The sequence below is a fragment of the Gordonia sp. UBA7860 genome (assembly GCF_002500165.1).
Classification (GTDB): Bacteria; Actinomycetota; Actinomycetes; order Mycobacteriales; family Mycobacteriaceae; genus Gordonia; species Gordonia sputi.
Genome location: NZ_DLSO01000136.1, coordinates 1 through 8,723, shown reverse-complemented (window position 1 = coordinate 8,723; position 8,723 = coordinate 1). Strand labels below are relative to the sequence as shown.

Below are 8,723 nucleotides of genomic sequence, written 5' to 3'. Positions count from 1 at the left end.
GACACAGCACCATTCGACGACGCAGCACCGCTCGACCAGCCCGACACCGGCGATGCCGACGCAGGTGTGACTGACGCAGACGAGGCACCCGAGAAGGATCTGCCCAACACCGGCGAGGCCGACGACGCGGTGGCCGCTGGCAGCGCGACCTGCGATGAGCACAATGCCGAAGAGCCGACAGCCGAGCCCGCACAGCAGACGGCGCTGGAAGTACTCATCGATCCCGCCGGCGTCGCGGTTCCCCGGCTCGTCGGCTTCGGCGTGATCGACCCCGCTCACGCAGCCGAACTCGCCGCAGGCGTCATCGCACGACCCGTCGCGTTTCCCGACCTCACCGCACTCATCGACACCACCGGCCAGCCGAGTCTCGCGGTGAACCTCACCTCCCCAGGGCTCAACCTCGCCGCGATGGCATCCAACCTCGCCTCATGGGGGCAGCCCGACAATCCCGCACCTCCCGCCGACCCCACCGGGCACGGCGGCTACATGGCTCCACCACCATGGGCGCTGCGATACCGACCACCCGACTGGCTCCGCCAACAAGTCATCGCCCTGCACGGAGTATGCCGCTACCCCGAATGCGGGAAACCCGCCGAACACACCGAACTCGACCACCTGGTCAAGTTCAACCACACCGACCCCCACGCGGGCGGCTGGACCGTGCTGTTCAACCTCGTCCCCCTCTGCGGCCCCGACCACCAACGAAAACACCTCGGCTTCTGGACACCCACCATGCACACCGACCTCTCCATCACCTGGACCAGCACCCGCACAGGCGAAACAATCACCACATACCCACGCTGACCACCTAGCCGCAGTGGATCGTCTTGTCGCATGAGCCCGATCCGTATGCCAGTCTGAGCGGATTTCCCGGTTCAACGTCATACGGATCGCCGGGCGGTCGAGCAGCACCCTGGCACACCGCCGCGGATCCGTATGACAATCAGGGCCCATCTCCGGGGTCAACGTCATACAGATCGCCGGACGCCCGAGCAGCACCCCGACCTGGCACACCGCCGCCGAGCGGACCCCGGGCCGACCGCCCGCTCCGTATGCCAGCCCGACCCGTATGCCAGTCCGGGCCTTTTCCGGCGTAAACGTCATACGGATCGCTCGGCGCCCGCGCGAGCGCTAGCCCCAGACACCGTCTCGGGGGCTACAGCCGGGGGGCCGCGTGGGTCATGTCAGGCCGCGGTCTTGCGCGGGCGGCCCGGAGGACGTTTGCGCGCGATCACGGCACCACGCTCGAAGATCTCGCCGCCCCACACACCCCAGGGCTCGGCACGATCGAGCGCGGCCTGCAAGCACTGGACCCGCAGCGGGCAGTCGGCGCACATGGCCTTGGCACGCTCGAGGTCACGGGGGTCTTCGGCGAACCACAGGTCGGCGTCGGCTTCCTGGCACGGAAGGGTCGAGGCGGTCAGTGCCGCACCGACACAGTCCGGGCCGCCGCAGGTCTGCAGCGCGCCGGGCGCAGTCACTGACGGCACGTGCGCGCGACGCATGACGCGCGGGTGATGCGATGAACATGTGGCATCGGCGGTCATGCTGACGAGGCTAAAAGTTCAACCTCACTCGAAGTCAAGAGTCACTGCGACGCCAGATAGTCGTCGATCGCCGCGGCGACCGTCGGACGGGTCACGCAGTCGTAGGCGTGATCGTTGACAATGCCCGACGCCTGCATCAGCGCGAACATCGTCGTCGGACCGACGAACTTCCAGCCGCGTTTCTTGAGGTCTTTCGAGAGTCTCGTCGAATCCTCGGACAGCGTCATCGAACCCGGAACATGTTCTGCCGCAGGCGCATACCGCCAGAAGAAGGATTCCAGCGACCCCTCGTCGTCGAGGAGCTCACTCGCGCGCCGCGCGTTGTTGATCGCCGCTTCGATCTTCCCGCGATGACGAATGATCCCGGCGTCGCCGAGAAGACGTTCGACGTCGCGCTCGGTGAAGCGCGCGACCTTCTCGACGTCAAAACCTGCGAAAGCGACCCGGAAGTTCTCGCGCTTGGTGAGGATCGTTCGCCAGCTCAGGCCGGACTGGAAGCCTTCGAGGCAGACCCGCTCGAACAAGGCGTTGTCGCCGGTGAGCGGAAATCCCCACTCCGTGTCGTGATAGGTCGTCTCGGGCTCGACCGCCGCCCAGGTGCAGCGCGACAAGCCATCGTCGCCAACGATCACGTCCACCATGTGCCCTGCCTCCCAGTCCGCCGACGAGCGTATCGCGGGACTCGGACACGCTCGGCATGTCCAACCGCTTTACCGATACGGTGGATTGCGTGAGCGACTACATCCTGAATTCACCGGGCACCTTCATCACCGATTCGCTCCGCGGATTCGTTGCCGCTCACCCCGACATCGTCTGGCAGTCAGCCCCCGGTTTCCTGCACCTGCGCGAGCGCGCCGGCGAGAGCCAGGTGGCCCTCGTCTCCGGCGGCGGGTCAGGTCACGAGCCCATGCACTCCGGAATGATCGGCACCGGCATGCTCGACGCCGCCTGCCCTGGACTGGTCTTCACCTCGCCCAACGCCCTGCAGATCGTCGGTGCGACGCGGTGGGCCGACCGCGGCGCAGGCGTGCTGCACATCGTGAAGAACTACACCGGCGACATCATGAACTTTCGCATCGCGCGGCATCTGGTGCGTGACGACATCGAGACCGACCACGTGGTCGTCGCCGACGACGTGGCGTCCGACTCCGCAACCGGCCCCGGTCGTCGCGGAACCGGCGCGACGATCCTGGTCGAGAAGATCTGTGGCGCAGCGGCAGCTCGCGGTGACGATCTCGGCACCGTTGCCGACATCGGCCGGCGAGTAGCGGACAACGCCCGCAGCATCTCGGTGGCCTATCACGCGTGCACCATGCCGTCGAAGTCTGCGCCGACCTTCGAGCTCGACGCCGACGAGATGGAGTTCGGAGTGGGCATCCACGGCGAAGCCGGCCGTGAACGCACCGCCCGCGTCGGCGCCCGTGAGCTCGTCAATCGCATGGTCGACCCGCTGGTCGACGCCCTCTCACTTACCCACGGCGAAGAGGTGATCTGCCTGGTCAACGGCCTGGGCGCCGCACACCCACTCGAACTCGACCTCGTGTTCGGTGAGGTCGTCGCAGATCTTGACCGCCGTGGGATCTCCATAGCTCGGCCGATGGTCGGAACATTCGTCACAGCCCTCGACATGCGCGGCGTCTCGATCACCCTGCTGCGGGCCGACGACGAGGTCGTGTCGCTTTTCGACGCACCGACCACCGCCCCGGGATGGGCCGCAAACCCGTCACGGGGAACCGCCCCGCTGAGCGACACCTCATTCGCCGAGCCGTCGGATTCCGCGGACGACGGGGCCGAGAACGAATGGCTGACACGTTTCGTCCGGCACGTCCAGGAGTCGATCGACGACCTGACCGAGCTCGACCAGAAAGCGGGCGACGGCGATTTCGGTACCAACATGGAAGCCGCGCTGTCGCACTTCAGCCTCCCTGTGCGCGGTACCGACAGCCAGGTTCTCAGCGCGATCAGCACGTCGTATCTCGTCCGCTCCGGCGGGACATCCGGCGTCATTTTCGGCGTGCTCTTCCGTGAGTTGGCCCATGCGTTCTCCGAGACCGACGACGTCGAGGCCGCAATCCGCGAGGGCTCCTCGCATGCGCTCGCGGAGATCCAGGATCTCGGGGGCGCCCAGGTCGGCGACAACACGATGGTCGACGCGCTCAGCCCGGCCGTCGACGCTTTGGAGAATGGCGACTCTCTGTCCGACGTCGCCGAGAAGGCTGCCGAAGGTGCCGAATCCACGCGTGACACGACCGCAACCAAGGGCCGCGCCAGCTACGTCGGCGAGAATGCGCGCGGCGTCGTCGATCCGGGTGCGCTCGTCGTGTCCTGGCTCTATCAAGCTCTGGCTGACGACTGACCCGTTCATAGACTGGAATCGTTTACCCATTGCGCCCTGTCGCGTTATCACTTCGTGACCACGAGTTTCCTCGGTTTCGAGTTCGTCGCAATCCACTGTCGCCCCTGACGGTCCACGTGCGCGAGGACCTAGCGTTTAGCCCACGTCGAGAAGTCGGCGCTGCGCACTTCGAACAGGAGCTCGACATGAGTGATTCAACGGGACACCTGTCTGCACTGCTCTCCCGGATCGCGGAGGGAGATGCGCGTGCCTTTGCCGCCTTCTACGACGAGACCAGCCACCGCGTCTACGGCATGGTTCTGCGCATTGTCCGAGACCGCGGTCTCAGCGAGGAGACCACGCAGGAGGTCTTCTTGACGGTCTGGCGGTCGGCGCACACCTTCGATCCTGAGTCGGGCTCACCGCTCGGATGGCTGATGACGCTCGCACATCGACGCGCCGTCGACCGGGTTCGCTCGGAGACCGCGGCGAAGCGTCGACTTCACGTCTACAGCACCGCCGAGCAGTCGACGCGGATCGAACACGACGTCGTCAGCGAATCCGCCGAGCGCCGCGAAACCGTCCGCGAAGTGCGGTCCCTGCTGTCACGGCTGACCGAACTGCAGCGCGAAGCGATCGAGCTGGCCTACTTCCGCGGCATGACCTACCGCGAGGTTGCCGACGAACTAGGCGTCGCACTGCCGACCGCGAAGTCGCGGATCCGGCAGGCCCTCAAGCGTCTCGAGCCGCACATCTCGGCTGTGCCCGCCGCGTGAGCACCTGAACACACCCGAACCACACCGCCCCCTCACAAGCGAAAGGTCCCGACCCACGAATGGGTCGGGACCTTTCTCAGCCTGTCAGGCCTGCCTGCGTATCAGTTCTGGGCCGGTCAGCCCACAACCAGACCGTCGCCGTCGGCGCTGACGTCGACCGAAACGACGTCGCCGTCGCGGACGTCACCGGCGAGCAACGCCCTGGCGAGCTTGTCGCCGATGGCCTGTTGCACCAGGCGACGCAGCGGACGCGCGCCGTAAAGCGGATCGAATCCCCGCTCGGCGAGCCATTCCTTGGCCTTGGGCGTGACCTGCAACTCGAGGCGACGCTGTGCGAGCCGCTTCTGCAGTTGGCCGAGTTGGATGTCGACGATCGACACCAGTTCCTCCGGGCTCAGCGCGTCGAAGATCACGACGTCGTCGAGTCGGTTGATGAACTCCGGCTTGAAGGCCGCGCGCACTGCCGCCATCACCTGGTCCTTGTCGCCACCCGAACCGAGGTTCGACGTCAGGATGAGGATGGTGTTGCGGAAGTCCACGGTGCGGCCCTGACCGTCGGTCAGGCGTCCTTCGTCGAGAACCTGCAGCAGGATGTCGAAGACGTCGGGGTGAGCCTTCTCGACCTCGTCGAAGAGGACCACCGTGTACGGACGACGCCGCACAGCCTCGGTCAACTGACCGCCCTGCTCGTAGCCGACGTAGCCGGGAGGTGCACCGACAAGCCTTGCGACGGCGTGCTTTTCGCCGTACTCACTCATGTCGATGCGCACCATCGCGCGCTCGTCGTCGAACAAGAACTCCGCCAGCGCCTTGGCCAGCTCGGTCTTGCCGACACCGGTCGGTCCGAGGAACAGGAACGATCCCAGCGGCCGGTTCGGGTCGGCGACACCTGCGCGTGCACGCCGCACGGCGTCGGAGACCGCGACGACAGCGTCCTTCTGACCGATGACGCGTTGTCCCAGTTCGTCTTCCATGCGCAGCAGCTTGGCGGTCTCACCCTCGAGCATCTTGCCCGCGGGGATGCCCGTCCACGCCGACACGACCTGTGCGACGTCGTCGGGGCCGACCTCCTCCTGCAGCATCACGTCTTCGTCAGGGTCGGTGCCGGTCTTCTCGATCGCGGCTTCCAACTCCTTCTCCAAGCCCGGAATCTTGCCGTAGCGCAGCTCGGCCGCGCGGCCGAGATCGCCGTCACGCTCAGCGCGATCCGCTTCTCCGCGAAGGCGTTCCAGCTTTTCTTTGGTGTCGCGAACGGCATCGATGGCGGTCTTCTCCGACTGCCAGCGCGCAGAGAGCTCGTTGAGCTTCTCCTTCTGATCGGCCAGTTCCTGACGCAGCTTTTCCAGACGTTGCTTCGACGCCTCGTCGTGCTCCTTTTCGAGCGCGACTTCTTCGACCTCGAGGCGTCGGACGACACGCTCCACCTCGTCGATCTCGACGGGGCGCGAGTCGATCTCCATCCGCAGGCGCGACGCCGCCTCGTCGACGAGGTCGATGGCCTTGTCGGGCAGGAAGCGCGAGGTGATGTAGCGATCGGAAAGTGTTGCGGCAGCGACCAATGCGGAATCGGTGATGCGTACACCGTGGTGCACCTCGTACCGTTCCTTCAGGCCACGCAGGATGCCGATCGCGTCTTCGACGCTCGGCTCGCCGACGTACACCTGCTGGAAACGACGCTCCAGTGCGGCGTCCTTCTCGATGTACTTGCGGTACTCCTCCAGGGTCGTGGCACCGACGAGTCGCAGCTCACCACGAGCAAGCATCGGCTTGATCATGTTGCCCGCGTCCATGGCGGAATCGCCTGTGGCACCGGCACCTACGATGGTGTGCAGCTCGTCGATGAAGGTGATGACCTGTCCGGCCGATCCCTTGATCTCGTCGAGCACGGCCTTCAACCGCTCCTCGAATTCGCCGCGATACTTGGCGCCCGCAACCATCGATCCGAGGTCCAACGAGACAACGGTCTTGTTGCGCAACGACTCCGGTACGTCGCCTTCGACGATGCGCTGAGCGAGCCCCTCGACGATGGCGGTCTTGCCGACACCTGGCTCACCGATCAACACCGGGTTGTTCTTGGTACGACGACTGAGCACCTGCACCACACGACGGATCTCGGAGTCGCGCCCGATGACCGGGTCGAGCTTGCCCTCACGTGCAGCCGCGGTCAGGTCGGTCGAGTACTTCTCCAGCGCCTGATAGGTGGATTCGGGGTCTTCGGACGTCACGCGCGCGGTGCCACGGACGGCGACGAACGCCTCCTGCAGCGCCTGCGGCGTTGCGCCGTTGTCATGCAACAGCTTGGCGACGTCGGAATCACCGGTCGCCAATCCGACGACGAGGTGCTCGGTGGAGACGTACTCGTCGTTCAATTCGGTCGCGAGCTGTTGGGCGGCCGTGACCGCCGCGATCGACTCGCGGGAGAGTTGCGGCTGAGCGCTGGCACTCGACACCGTCGGCGCCCGATCGACCATGGCCTGGGCCTGTGCGCGAATAGTCGACGGATTCACTCCGACCGCCTTGAGCAGCGGCGATGCGATCCCATCGGACTGGTCGAGCAAAGCCACCAGGATGTGGGCGGGACGTACGTCGGGGTTACCAGCAGCGGCCGCCGCCTGCACGGCAGCGCTCAACGCCTGCTGTGTCTTGGTGGTCGGGGTGAAGCTGTCCACTTCGTGGTACCTCTTTCTCTACGTGTTCTTGCGTTCTTAAGTCTCCGTGGCTCAATTATGGCCACTCGAGTTGTTCAACGCACGTAGAGTTGAGTCTATTTCGCTCAGGTTTGTATATTGTGTGACTTGCATCACTAGCTGCGGCTGCCGCGCTCGATCAGTTTCTGGACAGACGGGCGAGTTTTCTGAATTCCTGGACTGGATCGCCACATCAGTCACAGAATGTGGACTGGCGGGGTTGACTCTGTGGGCTACTGCTGTTCGGCACGACCGGCGTCGTAACGCGATCGGCCACGAGCGCGACGATGTAACCCTGTTGTGCGAGGATTCCGACCATGTCGAGCAAGTTTGAGGCGTGGACTTCAATGACTGGCGCATGCACACCAACCGTGCGCGTACCGCAGCGACTTGTCCTCCAGACTCGGTCCCACAACCAGAGGGGCAGCAACAATGGCTAGATCGAACAGGAACTGCATCACGCTAGGTCGCGAAATCGGGATCAGTCCGCCGAACACGCTGAAGATCGCACGACAGCTCGGAGCGGTACACCTCCACACTGTCAACGACCCCGTTGGAGGCCCGTTACGTGCACACATCCTCCGAATCCGCTCCGACCCGACGAGGACCGAGTCATGGAACCGCCTAGTGCATCTCGCGACACTCCCCCCGTCGCCACAACTGAGTTGGGATGAGGCGAACGAGCTTTTCACACTCACGCGCGAACTCAAGTATGTGAAGCCCCCCAAGGGAACCAGGAGGAACTCGTCCGACGAGGGCCGGCGAAGGCAGCAGATCGAGGCGGAAGCAGCATCTGCGAAGAGAAGAGCCGACGCAGACGCTGCCCGCCAGAGACTGCGTCGGGCAGCTACGAAGAGTCGCCATTGCAACGCTTGTGGCAGCGACTTCGTTTCAGACAGCCCGTTGCACGGCTGCAAGCAGTCAAAACAATTGGCCAAGCGCGCGACAGCATTGATTAAAAACCACGAGTACAAAACCCGGACCGCGGAGCGGGCTTCGGGTAATGATTTGCCCACTAGTGAACCCCGCAAAGCCCCTGAGTACCGTTGGCGGGAGATCCCGAGCGGCCACCCAGGCAGTGGCCACCGTCGCCGATGACTTTCTTATGCCCGCCGACCGGTCCCCGGATGCCCTCGAGGGACCACAAACCCCGACCGACTCGGCCTAACCTCGTACATTGCTCTGGGTGACTCGGGATCTTCGCGGGACGCTGATTTCGGCCGCGCAGACGGTGAGCGAATCAGTGCAAGGCGCTCGCAGCCAAAGATCGAGTCCAGCGCACGAAACTCTTCTAGCTGTTGGGGGTTGAGTCTTCCGTCGGATCGAACCTGCAACTTTCGATAGCGACTCCTCATTTTGCCAGGGTCACGGCAAAGTC

The 8,723-nt window shown here is 64.8% G+C and carries 6 protein-coding genes; 3 read left to right on the top strand and 3 right to left on the bottom strand.

From position 1 onward, the window contains the following. Nucleotides 1-804 (top strand): HNH endonuclease signature motif containing protein (locus B3T59_RS16925; protein ID WP_287004429.1); only part of this gene is annotated, 804 nt, incomplete at its 5' end. Nucleotides 805-1,184: 380 nt separating this feature from the next. On the opposite strand, the gene B3T59_RS16920 is transcribed toward B3T59_RS16925, so the two are convergent. After that, nucleotides 1,185-1,481, bottom strand: a complete 297-nt coding sequence (locus B3T59_RS16920; RefSeq protein WP_005209222.1) for a WhiB family transcriptional regulator — start codon at nucleotides 1,479-1,481, stop codon at nucleotides 1,185-1,187. 107 nt (nucleotides 1,482-1,588) lie between these two features. Continuing rightward, complete coding sequence (locus B3T59_RS16915) at nucleotides 1,589-2,188, bottom strand: DNA-3-methyladenine glycosylase I (RefSeq protein WP_005209221.1); 600 nt, start codon at nucleotides 2,186-2,188, stop codon at nucleotides 1,589-1,591. Nucleotides 2,189-2,244: 56 nt separating this feature from the next. Here B3T59_RS16915 and B3T59_RS16910 point away from each other — a divergent pair, with 56 nt between their 5' ends. Then, the gene (locus tag B3T59_RS16910; protein ID WP_005209218.1) at nucleotides 2,245-3,903 is read left to right on the top strand and encodes a dihydroxyacetone kinase family protein; all 1,659 of its coding nucleotides are present in this window, start codon (nucleotides 2,245-2,247) and stop codon (nucleotides 3,901-3,903) included. Nucleotides 3,904-4,088: 185 nt separating this feature from the next. Continuing rightward, on the top strand, nucleotides 4,089-4,658 hold the full coding sequence (gene sigK, locus B3T59_RS16905; RefSeq protein ID WP_039857030.1) for an ECF RNA polymerase sigma factor SigK: 570 nt from the start codon (nucleotides 4,089-4,091) through the stop codon (nucleotides 4,656-4,658). A 116-nt stretch (nucleotides 4,659-4,774) separates the two neighbouring features. On the opposite strand, the gene clpB is transcribed toward sigK, so the two are convergent. Continuing rightward, on the bottom strand, nucleotides 4,775-7,327 hold the full coding sequence (clpB, locus tag B3T59_RS16900; protein ID WP_005209214.1) for an ATP-dependent chaperone ClpB: 2,553 nt from the start codon (nucleotides 7,325-7,327) through the stop codon (nucleotides 4,775-4,777). Between the last annotated feature and the right edge of the window lie 1,396 nt (nucleotides 7,328-8,723).

Excerpts from the sequence above, each read along its gene's own strand:
- B3T59_RS16915 (WP_005209221.1), bottom strand. The coding sequence starts at position 2,188 with ATGGTGGACGTGATCGTTGGCGACGATGGCTTGTCGCGCTGCACCTGG.
- B3T59_RS16910 (WP_005209218.1), top strand. The coding sequence starts at position 2,245 with ATGTCCAACCGCTTTACCGATACGGTGGATTGCGTGAGCGACTACATC.
- sigK (WP_039857030.1), top strand. The coding sequence starts at position 4,089 with ATGAGTGATTCAACGGGACACCTGTCTGCACTGCTCTCCCGGATCGCG.